The organism is Streptomyces sp. 1222.5, from assembly GCF_900105245.1.
GTDB lineage: Bacteria > Actinomycetota > Actinomycetes > Streptomycetales > Streptomycetaceae > Streptomyces > Streptomyces albidocamelliae.
In genome coordinates this window covers 61,634-77,554 of sequence record NZ_FNSZ01000001.1, presented here as the reverse complement: position 1 = coordinate 77,554, position 15,921 = coordinate 61,634, and the positions used below count along the sequence as shown (strand labels likewise).

General features: G+C 68.4%; 11 protein-coding genes. 3 read left to right on the top strand and 8 right to left on the bottom strand.

The features are described from left to right. Positions 1-65: 65 nt before the first annotated feature. Positions 66-926, bottom strand: coding sequence for a thermonuclease family protein (locus tag BLW57_RS00395; protein WP_093471302.1), 861 nt, complete (start codon positions 924-926; stop codon positions 66-68). 662 nt (positions 927-1,588) lie between these two features. Between BLW57_RS00395 and BLW57_RS00390 the strand changes: the two genes are divergently transcribed. Next, the gene (locus BLW57_RS00390) at positions 1,589-2,809 is read left to right on the top strand and encodes a hypothetical protein (RefSeq protein ID WP_093471300.1); all 1,221 of its coding nucleotides are present in this window, start codon (positions 1,589-1,591) and stop codon (positions 2,807-2,809) included. On the opposite strand, the gene BLW57_RS00385 is transcribed toward BLW57_RS00390, so the two are convergent. The 3 genes from BLW57_RS00385 to BLW57_RS00375 all read right to left on the bottom strand — a co-directional run bounded on the left by BLW57_RS00385 (position 2,793) and on the right by BLW57_RS00375 (position 6,348). After that, on the bottom strand, positions 2,793-4,586 hold the full coding sequence (locus BLW57_RS00385) for an asparagine synthase-related protein (protein ID WP_093471299.1): 1,794 nt from the start codon (positions 4,584-4,586) through the stop codon (positions 2,793-2,795). The genes BLW57_RS00390 and BLW57_RS00385 overlap by 17 nt on opposite strands. 1 nt (position 4,587) lies before the next feature. Further along, positions 4,588-5,211, bottom strand: coding sequence for a lasso peptide biosynthesis B2 protein (locus BLW57_RS40310; protein WP_256339305.1), 624 nt, complete (start codon positions 5,209-5,211; stop codon positions 4,588-4,590). Between the two features lie 516 nt (positions 5,212-5,727). Beyond that, the gene (locus tag BLW57_RS00375; protein ID WP_256339304.1) at positions 5,728-6,348 is read right to left on the bottom strand and encodes a CAP domain-containing protein; all 621 of its coding nucleotides are present in this window, start codon (positions 6,346-6,348) and stop codon (positions 5,728-5,730) included. 1,515 nt (positions 6,349-7,863) lie between these two features. Between BLW57_RS00375 and BLW57_RS00370 the strand changes: the two genes are divergently transcribed. Together BLW57_RS00370 and BLW57_RS00365 are read left to right on the top strand one after the other, a co-directional pair. Beyond that, entirely contained in the window at positions 7,864-9,411 is a 1,548-nt protein-coding gene (locus BLW57_RS00370) for a restriction endonuclease fold toxin-2 domain-containing protein (protein ID WP_093471296.1), read from the top strand. A gap of 34 nt (positions 9,412-9,445) precedes the next feature. Then, positions 9,446-9,889: a hypothetical protein gene (locus BLW57_RS00365; RefSeq protein WP_093471294.1), complete on the top strand. Its 444-nt coding sequence runs from the start codon at positions 9,446-9,448 to the stop codon at positions 9,887-9,889. Positions 9,890-10,143: 254 nt separating this feature from the next. Here BLW57_RS00365 and BLW57_RS00360 read toward each other — a convergent pair whose 3' ends face one another. From BLW57_RS00360 to BLW57_RS00345, 4 genes are all read right to left on the bottom strand, one after another. Continuing rightward, positions 10,144-10,671 (bottom strand): hypothetical protein, encoded by a 528-nt coding sequence (locus BLW57_RS00360; protein ID WP_093471293.1) that lies wholly within the window; start codon positions 10,669-10,671, stop codon positions 10,144-10,146. A 427-nt stretch (positions 10,672-11,098) separates the two neighbouring features. Continuing rightward, a complete protein-coding gene (locus BLW57_RS00355) occupies positions 11,099-11,989 on the bottom strand; it encodes a hypothetical protein (RefSeq protein WP_143051552.1) in 891 nt (296 codons plus the stop codon). 219 nt (positions 11,990-12,208) lie between these two features. Next, a complete protein-coding gene (locus tag BLW57_RS41765) occupies positions 12,209-12,940 on the bottom strand; it encodes a C40 family peptidase (RefSeq protein ID WP_093471289.1) in 732 nt (243 codons plus the stop codon). Positions 12,941-13,144: 204 nt separating this feature from the next. Beyond that, a complete protein-coding gene (locus tag BLW57_RS00345; RefSeq protein WP_093471287.1) occupies positions 13,145-15,256 on the bottom strand; it encodes a protein kinase domain-containing protein in 2,112 nt (703 codons plus the stop codon). Between the last annotated feature and the right edge of the window lie 665 nt (positions 15,257-15,921).

Below are 15,921 nucleotides of genomic sequence, written 5' to 3'. Positions count from 1 at the left end.
CCGCATCTCCCGCATCTCACCTTCGGGTTCGCCCCGCGCGGGGCGAACCCGAAGGAGGAGTGGTGTCAGGCGTCGTCGAAGAGGAGGTCTTCGGGCGGGTGGGTCATCCGCACCGTGTGATCGTTGGTGACTTCCACGATGTGGTGCAGACCGGTCCGCCGCTCACCCGTGGAGAGGATGGAGAAGCGGTCCTGGACACCGGCCAGGAAAGCCGGGAGGCAGGCCAGCGGCATGGTGAGGCGGAGGTAGTCGACCAGCCTGCGGAACAGTTTGGGCAGGATCACCGCGTCGTCGGTCAGCGAGGCCAGTCCGGTGATCTTCGCCCCGGTCGTGGTCACATCGCTGGGCCACAGGCCCCGGCCGGCCTCCCGCGCCTGCGTGGCCGCGGCGGCCATCTCGGTCCGCAGGCTGGTGAACAGGCTGCGGTAGAAGGTCGGGTAGGCCAGCCCCTCGGCCAGCAGGTGGTGGTTGACGGTCGTCCGTAGCACGGCGACGTCGACGTCGATCTCCAGGCCGCTGGTGCCGGGCGCAGGGCCGTTCCCGGCGAGCGCCACGCAACGGCCGTGGACGTCGGCACCGCGGGTGAGGATGAATCCGGGAACCGTCTCCGGGGTGCTGGCGGTCACCGTCTCGCCCGAACCGCGCTGGACGTCGGTGAAACCGAGCCGGCTCAGCAGCTCGTCCCGCGCCGCGTGCGCGAATTGCAGGGGCTGGTGGACGCGACTCGGGCCGTAGTGCGTCTCGAGCGCGTCGATCGCGTCCAGACGCAGCGTCGCCCGCCCCACGGCGTTGTGCTCAACGGCACGTCCGGCGCCCCCGCCGACAAGACTCCACTCGGTGGGGTCGTCGGCCGTGAAATGAACAGTGTCACCGTCGGGTTGCGTTCCCTTGACTTCGTAGAAGCCCTTGATGAGCAGCATGGGCATGATGACTCCTCGGTAGTGGGACCGAGCAACTGGACGTGCAGACCGACAACTTCGCGAGCGGTACTTACCGGCCGCGTTCAAGAGGGCGGACACCGCAGCGTCTTGGTCTTCACGGGTCCGGACGCACTGTCGGAGACGGAAGCGCGGTTGATCCGGCATCACGAGTCGAGGCGCACAACCGCGCCACGGGAATCACCCTCCGCGCGTGCGCCACGGAATTCGTTCAGGCGTCAACTGACCGCCGATGACGAGTTCCGCGCGCTGGCAGATGGGTTCAACACCAGCATATCCGGGTCGTGCTGGATCGCAGCTCGGGCGAGACCGTAAAAACGCCTCATCGGAGTTGGGTGAAAATCGAACGATTCCGGATGTCGTTGCCGGAAGCGACGACATGGCATCGGGGAATTCGCGAGTACGGCCGTTACGGCTTAAGTGCACGATGGGTGGGCCGACCGGCGGAATGTATGTGGTGATCCCGGCGGAATGTGTCTAGTGATCGCGTGGATCACATCGGAGCATGGTGATCGGATTCCGGTATGCCGCCAGGAGGTGATCATGTGACGACTTCCCCCGGGCCTGGCTCAGGGGCCCGCTCCGGCTCGTACGTGATGGTACGACGACGCATGACGAGATCCCGATGCGCGCGGGCGGAAATGGCATGGGTGGTGCTGGTCCTGCTCCTGACCGCGCTGCCGGTGGGCTGGTGCGGCTTCAAGGACTTCAGGGAGGCTCTGACCTTCCCGGGGTGCGTTACCGGAGCGGCCCTCATGTTGGCGGCACTCATCATGGTCGTGGGGATTGCCGCGGTCGTGGACTGCTGGGTCCGAGGACCGATCTCCAACTTCAGAGTGGTCGCGCTGGTCAGTACCGGCGTGGCGTTGTTGACGAACGTCTTGCTCGCCCTACAGACATGGAATGATGGCGAGAGGGTCCCTTACAAAGTACTGTCCATTGTGCTCAGTGCATGTTCGCTATCCGCTGTCGTCCTGGTATGGCGAAGGCTGGATGAAATCCCCGCCCCGAAGCGGGTGGCCGCGGCACTCGTCATCTCCACGGCCGTGGCGGTCGCCAATTTCGGCTACCAGTACCTTTTCCAGCCGTACCGGCGCGACGCCACCCCTCTCGTGCAGCTGAACGTGGGCAAGGCGGTGCTCAGTGCGGACCGCAAGGCATTCTCCGTACCCGTCGAAATCAAGCTTGTGAATCACAGCGATATCGGTTTCTACGTGCTGGGCGCCGAGTTCCATGCCATGGGAGAAGACGTGGCGGTCAGCCCGAGGGACCTGGCTCCCTCGAAGTGGCGAGAGGAAGCCGAGAAATGGGCCTCGTCTCGGGAGAAGCACCCGCTCACCCGCAGGGAGGTATACCAGCCTGGCATGCTGGTGGCGGCGCAGCCGTGGATTCCGGCCGGGAATTGGATCAAGGCGAACGACGAGTCGCTCACGCGGACCGTTGTTCAACTTCCCAGCAACACGAATTTCGACAAGCTGACGTTCTACGCCACCCTGAACCTGGCACGTAAAGACCGGCTTGTTGTGGAAAAATTCGGCGAGCCTCAATACTCCTGGAAGGGTGTCGCGCTGCCTGCCTGGGCAAAGGAAAAGGAGAAGAAGAAGAAGGAGGACGACACCATCATTCAGACGTCCGAGATGCGAGAAAACAATGCAATCGATCAATATACGAGAAGAACGCGCCGCGTCACTACGTACTGGACCTTTGGTCAGCATGGTGTAGCCGTGGCGCCGGCCATTGTGCCGATGGGTGAGGAGAGCCGTCCACTCTCCGAGCAGATGCTCCGTGAGGTAGTGAACCGTTACGGCCTGATCGACGTCTATGCGGGCCCGGTCGAAGAGACCCTGGACGAGATCAAGGCGACGCGCTGAGAAGCCCCTCCAGCCACATCACCAGGGCGAGGGAGCTGTTCACGCGATCCCAGGAGTACGCGTCCCCCACGCCGAGCCGCGCTTCCCGCACGGCCCGGCACAGCGTCTCGACGTCGAACATCTCCTGCACCAGGGGATGCCTCGCGGAGCGGCACAGGCCGATGAGGTCGTCGCCGTGTACCTGCAACCCTCGGGCGTACAGCTGGTCGAAAGGGGTTTTGACCGTCCGGTCGTGGATGTGGGCGGGCAGCAGATCTGCCATCGCCTCACGCAGAACCGCCTTCGGCCGCCCCGGACAGAACGTCGCCTCGGCGGGAAGGCCGCGCATCAGCGCGATGACCTCCTGGTCGAGGAAGGGGTGGGAGAGGAAGTATCCGTCCTCCTGCGCGCGCTGCCAGGACAGCAGGTCGGGAGCGGCAAGGTAGTTGGCCGCGTCGTAGAGCGACTGCTCCGGCGCGCGTCCGAAGACGAACCTGGTCTCCGCGATGCCGGCCTCACGGTAGCCGTGGGCCCGCGCGAAGCCGGATCGCAGCCATGGGGGACGGCTGAAGGCGCCGAGACCGCCGAGCACCGTTCCGGGGGAGGCGAGCATGCCGATCCGTTCGGCCGCCAGGGGCAGAGCCGGCTTCAGGACGTAGTCCTGGACGATGTCCCGCACGCCCCGCTCGCTGCCCTGGGCCCAGGCGCGTGCCTGCAGCGCCAGCCCGCGCAGCCGTCCCGTGCGGGCCAGCCGATGCAGATGAAACGGGTTGGCGTCGGCGATCGGATCGGCCCCGCACCCGGTCAGGAGGATGTCGCAGCCCAGTTCGGACGCCGCGGCATGAAGCCTGCTCCAGAACGGGGCCCGGAAGGCGTGCACATGCGGTTCGTCCGCGTCTCCCGCATGGTGGCGGAAGTCGTCGAAGTCGGCTACGTCGCCGGCATCCACGATCACCGGGCGGGCTTCGGGCGCATGGCGGCGGATCTCCTCCATCGCCTCCTCCAGGTACGGCTGCTCCGCGGCCAGTTCTCCGCTGCCGAAGCGCCCGGAGAGCAGGACGAGATCCCCGTGCCGGCTGCCTTCGTGGCTGCCTTCTCCGGCCAGTGTCCGGGCGGCGAGCAAGGCGACGCTGGTGGAGTCCAGCCCGCCGGAGACGTGGCATGCCGTCGTCGTGCCCATGCGGCGCGAGACGGCGTTCTCCAGCGCGCGGCGCAGGTCCTTGGCCGCTGTGCCGGGGCCGGCGTCGCCCGCGGCCACCGGCGAGAGTCCGGCAGAAGCGGAGGCGGGTCGCCGGATGCGGCCGTGCAGCCGCCCGGTGGGGGACAGTTCCACCACCTCGCCGCCCAGGACCCGGTGGACTGCGGCGAACGGGGTGAGTGCCGTGTGGGGCTGCGCCATGTTCCCGGTCAGGTAGCGGCAGAAGTAGCGCCGCTCCAGCTCTTCGGCATCGCCGAGGCGGCGCGCCGAGGTGCTCACCGCGCTCACCCGGCCGTCGACCTGCCGGAAGAACAAGGGGATGCGTGCGGACTCGTCCCGCATCAGCAGGATGCGCTCGCGGTAGACGAGGACGGCCGCGTAATCGCCGCTCGGCGGACGTGGTGCGGCTCCCGCTCCGGCGAAGGCGTCGAGGAGGCGGTGCGCACCCGCCACGCGGTCGCGGAACGAGCCGACCCAGCCGACGACCGTCGCCGTGCCGGCCCGCGAGGAGACCGTCGTCACCAGCCCCTGTTCCGCCATGTCCTTGGCCGCCCGGAGTCTTGGCGCACCCGCGGCCCACTCGAGGCGCACCGCTTCCACCTCACCGCCCTCCGCGGTCGATGGAGAGAATCGGTGCGAACGCATGCCCACGCGGGTCGGCGTCCGGGATGCACAACCCGGCCGCCGACGTCCAGGCGTGCAGGGCGAACGGGTGCTCGCGCATGCCGACGTGCAGCACGGCCTGCAGACCGGATCGCCGCAACAGGACGAAAGCCGTCACGGCCTCGGCCTTGCAGTCGTCGTTGACGAACCAGCTGGTGTGGGCCAGTGACTGCACCGCCCGTTTGAGACGCGCCACATCCTCGGTCCCGGGGGCCTCCGCACGGACGTAGTCCGGGGCCGCCAAGGAGAGGAACCGGAGGACGCGCCCGAATCCCACCGTGCGGATCAGCAGGCGAACTCCGCGGAGCCAGAGCCGTATCTCGGCGTCCGCATACTCTTTCCGGTGGGCCGGCGCGCACCCGGAACGGACGAGAGCGGTGGCAAGCTCCGCGCGTTCCTCGGCGCTTCCGTCGACGAACGTCTGGACGTCTGCCGTTGTCATGCCGAGAAAGCGGGCCCGCCTGAAGTCCGCGATCAGAGCTCCGCCGGACATCTGGACGACGCGGCAGGACGGCGACAGGAACCGCCTCACCGCCACCAGTGCTTCGGTGTGGTCTGCCACCGCGCATCCTCCCGTAACGGCCGCTGGACGGCGTCAGGCGTGGTACCCGTGACCGTCGTACATGCCGCCGCTGAAGCCGCGAATCAGACGGCCGTCGCCGAGAAGGAGAAGCCTGTGCAGCCTACGGCGCCGCCGCAGTATGCGGATGAACATGGCCTACCTCCGGAATAGGGTAGGAATGATTAATTACAGGCTACTCTGCACGAAACCTCCTGCAAATCGGGAGCCATGCCCCCGCACCACCACAAGAGCAGCTGCTGGCGAAGTGTCAGATAGCTTCCGCAGTAGGGAGCGTGAAACCCGAGTTGTCCCTGCAGGGTCCGTGTAGACCGTCCTGAACGCCACAGCCGTCGGGAATTCGAGATCGACACACTGGTCGGGGCCGGGCACCAACGGCGTGCGCTCGGGGCATTGCCCCCCCCGGGCCAGCCTGGCCTGTGCCTGCGGTCCTGTCCCGGGAAAGGTGCGGCTGCGGCTGGTGACAGAGGAGCAGGAAGGACGGGGCGTACCGGTGCCTCACTGCTGGCAGCTTCCGAAGGTGACGACGTACGTTCCGGCTCCGCTCGCGCCTGTTCCAGCCGGGTCGGCTGCACCAGCCTGAGCCCAGCGTCCGATCTCGCGCAGTCCTGGGTCGAGGACGTTCGCCCGGTGGGGCGGCGAGTTCATCCACCAGCCGAGGGCGGCGTCCGGCGTGCCGCTGCCGCCCCAGCCGTTGTAGGTGATCTCGGCGACCCGCCAGGACACCGGGTTCGGGCAGTAGCCTGCTCCCATAATGCGGCTCTGCGGTGTCGAGCCCGTCTGCGGGTTGGTGTGCGAGTCCTTCCCCGGCCCCCACCACTCCTGCTCCACGGCGGCAAAGGCGTGCTGGTGAGCCGCCGTCGTCAGGTTCTGGTTGTAGGTCAGGGCGGGAAGACCGTGTTGCTCACGCTGAGCGTTGATGAGGCACACGACCGCTTCCCTCACCTCACGGTTGCGGCGGTCGGCCCGGTGCGAATGACTGTGGCTCGGCGTGCGAGCGGATGCTACGCACTCCTGGGCCCAGGCCGGCGACGCGGTGACCGGTACGAGGGTCGTCGACAGGGCTCCGGCCACCACCAGGCCCACCGCGGTTCCGGTCAGTGCAGTTCGGCTCCTCATGAAGGTTCCACCTCCCGCGATTCGACGTTGCGTTGACGCAAGCCAGGAGGTCGAGGCGGGCCTGCTGTCGCAGGGGCAGGCCATCGACGAGGGTCCGTGACGCGCCTGGCCGCCCGGGCGGGTAGTTCGTCTTCCTCAGCACAGCACCCGCAGAGGGGCCTGAGTGTGGTGCGGCAGCCGCTTTCAGCGGGTGATCGGCCCGGGACGATCCTGTCCGTGCCTGAGCGCGCATGCCTTCAGATTGCGGAACTTTTTGTAGTAGTACCTGTACGCCACTGTGTAGCCGGCGGCGTAGCCCTCCGCGTAGGGAGTGCCTGACTGGAACAGCGGGAAGTTTCTGCGGGCACAGCTCCAGCCCGCCACTCTTCCAGCTCGCTCACCCGCTCGGTAGCCATCGCAGTGGCCGCGCCAGTAGGGCTGGTTCAGCTCCATGTAGTAGATGCACGCCGACCAAGGGGGATCCTCCGGCAGAAGCTGGGGCTGTACTGCCCTCTCCACAACTGGCGCGGCGGTGTCCGCAGCCGCGCCAGACGACAGTGCGAGGGCAGCACACAGGGAGAGTCCCACGACAACGGAAAAAGAACGCGAGCGGCGCATCTTTGCCTCCCTGATTGCCATTCAGGAGGAAGGACGGCGAAGAAGACTGCGGGTCTGCCGGGTTGCCGGGGCGCCGCAGAATTTAGCCAGAAGCCTTTACCAGTCTAGGACCATCTCGGCTGTCACGCGATCGGACGGATCGTGGAGATCTCAAGCTGGTGTGCCTCTGCCGGCGTGACCGCGTGAGGCGTGCGGGGAGGGTTCCCCACACGGGAACTCGGCGCCCTCTTGCCGTACATGCCTTGCCGCCGGCGGAGGCACCTCGGCTTAAATTCCGATCCGAACGTGGTCCGTTCAACAAGACGGAGGTGATCAGTCGGCGTTGCAGGGAGAGTGCGAGCCCTATACGGCCGGCAGGCGGCTCGTCGGGATTCGGACGCTGCTCGTCGAACAAGTCGGTTGCCTACGGCATCCGTTCTGTGACCGCCCTCCATCCCGGCCGAATATCCGCCGAGGGCTGGCCTCGCCGGGCGTAGGGCAGTCATCCCTGCTCAGGCCAGGGCGATCGGTCCGATGCGGGTACACCTGGTGTGGAGGCATCGATGCAGCGGAAAAGGGCGGCGAAGATCAAGGCGCGTCACCGCCGTCGCGTTGTCACACCCCACGCTGCGTCCGCCTGCCCGCACATCTGTTGCTGGCGCTGGTGGAGGCTGCCGCCGTGCACCCTCCCGTCGCCTTCGTCACTGTTGCCGCCGTTGTCGTCCTGCAACGGGTCAGCCCCGCAGGGAGTGTGTGCCGCCTTCGTATGCGAACACACCTGCAGACGTACCGGCTTGGCAGGAAGGAGCATGCGGACGAGGGCAGCGAACTGGTCGCTTCCTCATCGAGCACCCGTCTAATGACGTAACGTCACCCCGCCGCTGGGCTTGCTCATTCCCCATGTACGGTGTGGGCGGCGTCTGCAGGAGCTACGGGGGAATGGTGGATCTGCGTCATCAGACGGCGAACTTCGTCAACGCGTCCTGGTCGATGGTGCAACTGCGCGACCTGGTCTACGACATGGTGAGCCTGCTGTTTACAGACCTGAGCAGTAACGGCGGTATGGCGGGTGACGGAGCAGCAGGCCGGGCCTTCGCCAAGGTCTACAAGGAAGCCGTCCAGACGATTTTCGACAAGTCGGGCTTCGCCCACCAGGTGATGGCCAGCGGTGCTGGGGCATTGCTGACTGCCTCCGAAGAGCTACTCAAACGCGACGACAAAGTGGCAGCCAGGCTCCTGGAACAAAGTCCGCAAGGCCCCGGCATCGGCGCGCAGCCGTCGGGGCCGGATTGCAATCCGCGAGCCAGCCACAACGCCGAGGACCTGCCTGAGGTCGTCGGCGAAACCAGCGGCCTCGACCAGTACCTGTTCAACGAACGGTTCCTCGGACAGCCGCACAAACTGCGCGCCGTCGCCAAATCCTGGCGGAGCGCCGCCAAAATCCTCGAAGACGCGTACTGGGACTCACGCGACGCGTGGAAGACAGCCAACCTCGACCAGGCCGGCGAGACCGCGGACGCAGTAGAGCACTTCTTCGAGAAGTTCGTCGGCAAGACTCCGCCACCCAGCGAGGTCGGCGAGCACGATACCCTCATGGCCAATCTCCCGACCGCCTGCAAGATGCTGGCAGGCGCCTGCGACGCCTACGCCGACCACGTCGAGACCGCCAAGCAACGCCTACCCATGGAGAACAACTCCCTCACCGGCGATTTCCAGTGGCCCTGGGAACAACCGAGGTTTGGAGGAGACGGCCACGACGGCGGCCTGCACGACCTCATAGCGGGCGACACACGCATCACCTCGCTCGGTAAGATCCCTCACGCCCTGGACAGCTCCAAGTCCCGTGTGAAGATGCCGCAACCGGACCACGGTGGCTTCCTGCCCGGTCTCCCGCCATTTCTCGGCCCTCTAATCCGTGTTCCGACCCTGGTGCCCGCCGCCTACCGCCCCCTCCCAGCCAACACACCCCATATTCAGCCAGTCCCGCCGACGTATCCGCCTGACCCCCGCTTCCCGCCGCTCACGCCCGCAGAAGGAACAAGATTCCAGACCTGGCTCGATTCGCTGCGCAAGGGGGATATCTCCGGCGGCAAGGCGGTCGAACAGGCCTACCAAAGGCGGGTGGCGGGGTTTCCCGAGTTCGAGGTACCCATCCCTCCAGGGCACGGCAAGGCGAACACACTAATGGTGGACGGTTTCCGAAACGTTGATGGAATGGCCGTCGAAGCGAAGTACGTCAACAAACCGAACCAGCGGTGCTACCGCTCGTTGGAAGACCTCCGCACGAACCATGCGACTGGCGACAAGGACTTCCTCTACGACAAGGACCGCGGTGAACTCCGCAAGTACCACGCTGCGCTCAACGACCCCCGCAACAAGGAGATGCGCGGTGTCGAGACGGTCACCAACAATCAGGACGCCGTCCAGTACTGGCGCATCATGATGGCCGCCTACGGCGTCAAGGGCCACGCCCGCTACGTCCCCTGAACATCCGTCCAGGCACGCACAGGAAGCACCCGTCATGGAACCGGAACAGATCGCGGAACTCCGCACCATGTTCGTCTTCACCCCGCCTCACGGTCAGAGCTGGGGCCTGACATTCGACGGCCTGGCAGCCAAACTGAGGGAGCGCAACCCGGATGAGTTCATCCGCGTCGACGACAGCGGCGGCTCCGTCCGAGGGGCATCCATGACGTTCGGGATCACCCTCGACGACGAGGACCTAGAAGGAATGGTCCGCTTGGAACCCGAAGGCGTCGCACTCCTGGACTGCAACGCCCACCTGGCAGCACGATTTGCCCTGTGGCTGAGGAACAACCTCGCACCGGCTGACGTCCCGGTCATGTTCAACACAGAGTGGGGGATCGAGGAAGGTCTGGAGCGCACTCTCGTCCCCGACGCCACCCGTCCCCGGATTGTGGCCGCCTTCGTTCAGCACATCGAAGAGACCGGCGGCCTCGACTAGAGGCAGCGAACCCCACCCTGGCCAGGCGTCAGAGCCGGCAGGGACGTATCCGCGGATATCGAGGGGCGGCTGCGGTTGTGGAGCACCAGGCAGCCGCAGTCGGTCCGACACCCTCTCTGACCTGGACGCGGTGGCCCAGAGCTTCGCCGGTCGCAGTGCAGGGGCCGAGTCCTCACCACAGGCCTCGCTCTGACTGCCCGGCGGCCGCGCGTCAGCAGAATGCTTTGGCGGTGGGCGGTTCACCAAGGCGACATTCACCCACGCGTTACGACCCGGCCGCCCCCGAGTGAGGCAGCGAAAATATGGGTGACCTCGTCAATCTGGTCTTGTGCCAGATGAGTTGCATCGATCGCCTTCTGCCTCGCCATGGCCAGCGACCGCGTGTCCTCACCCTTCCAGACAACCGAGAGACCCCACACCCAGGGCGACAACTCAGTCAGTGCGTCGACTGCGGCATCGGCAACCTCCTCAGGGCCTTCAAGCGCTACGAGAGTGCGCGCCACCTCGACCTCGTGCACGGCCGCCTCAAAGCCTCTGAGCAAAGCCTCCGCGTCGGTGCGCTCCTTGAAGACAGCCTCGTGGGCAGCGTTGCCGGCTTTGACAGCGGTCGTGTACTTGACGATGTACTGGCTGTACGTCTCCCGCCGAATCTGGCGATGCCACTGCTCTCGCTGGCTTCGGCTCTGGTCTCGACCCGTCAGCCGCGCCGCACCGAGTGTCCCCACGATCCCGATGAGGCCTCCCGCGACCGCTCCCGCGAGTCCTGCTATTCCTTGATCCATAAGGGGCATTCAACATCACGGGAGCACCCACCCCCGCTGCTGCATCTTCGAGCATCTTGCGGACCGCTTCATCCACGATCCCGGAAGCCCGGCAAGGGTGCACAGTGTTCTGACCCGATGCCCCCACCCGCGCTCGAAGACGCTCAGCGAGCGGCTCGACGCCCTCACCCGGGCGCTGTGAGACAAGAGGGCGAACCGCCCGCGCGCAGCAGTCGGCGGGCGCCCGTGGCTCACGCAACGGCCAGTCGTAAGGGCCGCGTCTGGACCTGTCTCGTGAGTGCCGACTGCCCCGCTGTTCGAGCCGGTCTGACCAGGAGGACTGAGCCCTTTCGTCTTCGAGCCACGCGCCGATCGCGGCTGCAGCAAGCCAAGGCGAGGGGACGCCCCGGGGCCGTGAGGTCCCGGGGCGCCGGTGTGCTGCTGGGGTTCAGGAGGACAGGACGCGGATGTCGTCGATCTGCAGGGTGGCGGGCTGGCCGACTCCCCAGAAGCCGGCGAAGGCGGTGACGGTGGTGTGGTCGCCGGAGTTGAAGGAGACAGTCACCTGGCTGTAGCAGGCGGGGTCACGGGGCGGGCAGTAGGCGGGTGCGGGGCCGAAGTGCCGTTCGACGGGGGGCCAGATGCCCGGGAGCCGGACGCCGAAGAAGGCGGTGTTGACGTTGTCGGAGGTGCGGAAGAACCCGGTGATCCTGTAGTCGGTGTGGGGGCGTACGGGGATGGTCTGGGTCAGTGCGTTCCAGACGCGCGGGCCGGGGGAGCTGAGGAGTGCGGACTTGTTGCCGTGGTTGGCCTGGCCGACGTCGTTGAGGATGACTTTGGTGTCGGGGCCTTCGGTGTGCCAGGGGCGGCGGACGGTGGAGGTGGGCTGCTGTTCGAAGCCGCCGTCCTGGAGGGGTTCGCGGTAGAGCTGGATGTCGACGTTCCAGGCGCCGAAGTTGTCCCAGTCCTGAGGATCGTTGATGCGCAGATCCAGGGTGCCCGCGGATCCGGCCATGCGGCAGCCGGGCTTCTTGAGGACTTCGAAGGGCTGGAAACCGGCGAGGCGGGCGATGAGGCTGTACTTGTTCAGGCCGGGGGCGGGGTAGCCGTCGCCGGCGCTCTGGCGGGGGTCGAGGCCGGCGGGGGTGACCCAGTTGGAGCCGTCGGCGGGCTGCCACCACCAGCCGCTGGTGGACACCTCGTCCCTCTCCTGGGGCACGATCCGGATGACGTCCCCGGGGTGCACGATGCTGTCGCTGGGGAAGGTGGTTCCGCGGCCGCCGGACAGGTGGAGGGTGGTGGCCTGGTCCGGGTCGAAGTCGTGGGTGCAGCGGGTCATGGCGGTGGTCGGTACCGGCGCCGGGCCGGCGTGAGCCGGTACTTGCTGGATGAGGAGGGCCATAACGGCCATCAGGAGGGTGGCGGCCAGACTACGGGCCGCACCGGGGCGGGGCAGACTCACGGATGTGTCCTTCTCTCTTGGGGTGGGACCGCCGGCAAGTGGTTCCGGGCGGTGTCTTCGGGGGCCGTAGTCGCGTTCGGGCCCCGGGACGGGGTGTCAGCGGCGTCCGGTCGGGGTGGGGCGCAGGTAGGCGTCGACGGCGTGCGCGGGTGGCAGGGGGGAGTAGCCCACCGTGGTGCCGGGCCGGGCGGCTTCGATGACGTGGCCGTGGCCGGCGTAGAGCTGGACGTGGCGGCCGGCGTGGGTGAAGACCAGGTCGCCGGGACGCAGTCGGGCCCGCACGATGCGGGTGCCGGCGTGGATCTGGGTGAACGTGGTGCGGGGCAGGTCGATGCCGGCGGCGTGCCAGGCGGCCTGGACCAGGCCGGAGCAGTCGAAGCCGCCCCTGCCCGTTCCGCCCCATCGGTAGGGCACGCCGACCTGGCGGCGGGCGAAGTCCACCGCCGTGCGTCCCGGGCCGGCGGCGGAGCGGCGGCCGGTGCTGGGCGCGGAAGTCGTTCGGGCGTGGGCGCCCGGCCCGGTCGGCAGGACCAGGCGGTGTCCGGCGTAGATGAGCGTGGAGCGGCCCAGGTGGTTGGCCTGCTGCAGGGCGGCGACGGTGGTGCCGTGGCGCCGGGCCAGCGACCACAGGGTGTCGCCGCGGGCCAGGACCACCTGCTTGCCGGCAGGTCCGGTGACGTGGGCCGCGGTGGCGGCCGGCCGGGCGTCCGGGTGGGGGTGCTGCGTCACGGTCCAGGCGATCAGGGCGGCCAGCAGGGCCAGGGCCAGGGCCACGACGGCACTCACTCGCCGGGCTGCTGAGACGGGGAGGTGTCCGGTGTGCGTCACGTCATCTCCATGGGGTGAGGAAGCCCTCGGCCGCGTGGGCAGCGGGAGCGGCGAGGTGTGTGGGCGGGCGCCGGGGGCTGGTTTCAGGCATGGCGGTGCCGTGCCGTGGCGCGCGACGCCACGAGCCGGGGGAGACAGTGCTACGGAGGGTTCAGGGGGCAGGCCCGGGAGGTAGGCGCACGGGCCTGCCCGCCTGAGGGTGGATCAGGCGCAGGTCAGGGCGAACTGGTCGCCGACCTTCTGCCGGTCGATCGTGGGGGAGGTGACCTGGACGGCCATCGCGCCCTGCACGGTGTCGCCGGGGTGGGTGCCCTGCAGGTGGACCACGTAGGTGTCGTACTGGGAGTTGGGCGTGGTGAAGGTCATGCTTGCCGAGCGCTGGTCGTAGCCGCGGTCGATCAGGAACTGGTCGGGGAACCAGGTGTACTCGATCGTTCCGGTCCGCTGCGCGGAGGCGGCAAAGGTGAAGGTGATGGGCTGGCTGCAGTCCACGGTGCCCGAACGCGGCTGAACGGAGACCCCTGTTCCGCCGAGGACCGGCTGCGAGGAGTCCTGGCTGGGGCCGGTCTTGTCGTTCTTGCCGTCGTCGTTGTCGTGAGAGCCGCCGCCACCGGGTCCCTGACTGCTGCCGCTGGAGGCACTGCCGCTCGGCCCGCTGCTGCTGCCCCGGTCACCTGTGCCGCCGGTGTTCCCTCCGGTGGGCCCGCTGGTCGTCCCGCCTGTCGGGCCTTGGCTCGTCCCGGAGTTGCCGCTGGTGGTGCCTGCGGTGGGTCCGCTGGTCGTCCCGCCGCCCGAGCCCTGGGTGGTGCTTCCCGCGACTCCCGCGGTGGCGCCGGGGCTGCTGCCCGAGCCGGCGGTGCTTCCGGACGTCGGCCCGCCGGTCGTTCCAGTGGTGACGGCCCCGCTGGACGAGGCAGTGGGGGAGGGGCCCTGGGCGAACGGCTGTTCCGCAAAGGGGTGCCAGACCAGCAGGCCCGCGACCGCGGCGATGACCGCGACGACGGCCAGCACGGCGAGCATGACCCGTCCGCCGTGCGCCGCGGGCTCCGCCACCGTGGGCCTGTCTTCGGGGACACAGACCGCGGCGGCCTCCTCGGCGCGCTGGCGGACCAGGTCGTCGAGCGGGGCGGGCAGCCAGCCCGGGCCCACCTGCCCGGCGTGCGGCCGGCACCAGTCGACCACGTCCTGCGGGCCGGGCCGTTCCTCGGGATCTTTGGCCAGGCACCACCGCACCAGCTCCCGCAGCACCTCGGGCACCGGTTCCAGATCCGGCTCGGCGTGCACGATCCGGTAGCTGATCTCCGTGGTGCCCGTACCGAACGGCGACTGTCCCGAGACCGCGTAGGCCAGCAGCGCTCCTAAGGAGAAGACATCGCTGGCCGGCCCCGCCTGACCGGCGGTCAGCCGCTCCGGCGCCACATAACCGGGGGTCCCCACCACCAGCTGGGTCCGTGTCAGCGCCGTGGCGTCCCGGGTCCGTGCGATCCCGAAGTCGATCACCTTCGGGCCGTCCCGGTCGACGAGCACGTTGCCCGGCTTCAGGTCCCGGTGCACCACCCCCGCGCCATGGATGGCCGCCAGCGCCTCCGCCACCCCCGCGGCCAGCTTGATCGCGGTCTCGACCTTGAGTGGGCCCTGCGAGGCGACGACCTCCTGCAGGGGCGGGCCGGCGACGTACTCGGTGGCCATCCACGGCTCCGCCGCATCCGGGTCGGCGGCCACGACCGCCGCGGTGAACATCCCGTGCACCCGGCGGGCCGCGTCGATCTCGTGCCGGAACCGGGCGCGGAACTCGGCGTCGCCGGCCCGGGCGCCGTCGATGACCTTGATCGCCACCCGCCGCCCGCCGGTGCTCTCACCCAGGTAGACCCGGCCCATGGCACCCGAGCCCAGGAACCCCAGCACCCTGAACCCACCGATCTGACGGGGGTCGTGGGGCCCGGGCTGGCGCACCGACTCCTGCCGGGTCCCGAGGGCCGGCCCGGTGCCGCCGTCGCCGGTTCCCGGCTGCGCCGCCTGAGTCTTCTGCTTCTCCAGCCGGTCCACTTCCGCCTTGGCCGCTTCCCACCGCTGTGCCCACTCGCCCAGCGTGCGCTCATCAACTCCGCACGCCTGTACGTAGGCCAGCGCCAGTTCCTTCGTCGGCAGTTTGCGGCCGCTCGCAGCCTCGTTCAACGTGGCCCGGCTGAACGGAACCCGCTTCTCCATCGCCGCATACGAGATCCCGGCCTCGTTCCGCAGCGCCCGCAGCCCTTCGGCGAACTCCTTGATCGGCCCCCCGCCCCGCCCGATCGGCTTCTCCCGGCGTCCTGCCATGACAGCCCTCCCCAACCCCCGACCGCAGGCGGAGTAGGCCCGCGGTCACATTCCCCCGCGCTCGCCGGGAACGGCCGGCGCGGACTTGCTGCTCCATGACTACCGCCCCAGCGGGCCGCCCGTACCGCGATACAGCGTCCGAGACGTCCGGCAGGACAACCGGACAACTCCACCGCAGGTCAGAGCACATGCAGCAGACAAGCCCCAGACAATGCGCGGCGTGCACAGCACCCCGTACGCCCGGGGCGCGCGCCCTCGGCTCCGGCATCCTCACCGGTCGTCCCGACATGCCTCGAGCCGTTTTGTCGCGTGCACGGCGGCGACCGGGCCCAGGGCCCAGGCGATCTCTGCGGTTTTCGTCAGCTCGGCGGGCCAACCCATCGTGTGACGTCGTGCGGTTGGAGGTCGGGGCGGGTGCGGTGGAGGCGGGCGGAGTGCCGCCACAGGCCGTCCGCATCGCGTGCCACGTCGACGCCGACCTCGACCACGAGGCCGCGGGGTCACCAAGGCCACGTCCAGCAGTTGGCGGTGGCCCCATCTCTGGGCTTTTGCCGACGACGTGCAGAACGCTGTGTGCGTGGCTGCGGAGCCAGCGTGGTCGTAGGGGCCGAAGAATAGGTGCGCCTTGCCGGCGATCTGGCCGGACTGCCACGCACCGTCTTCGA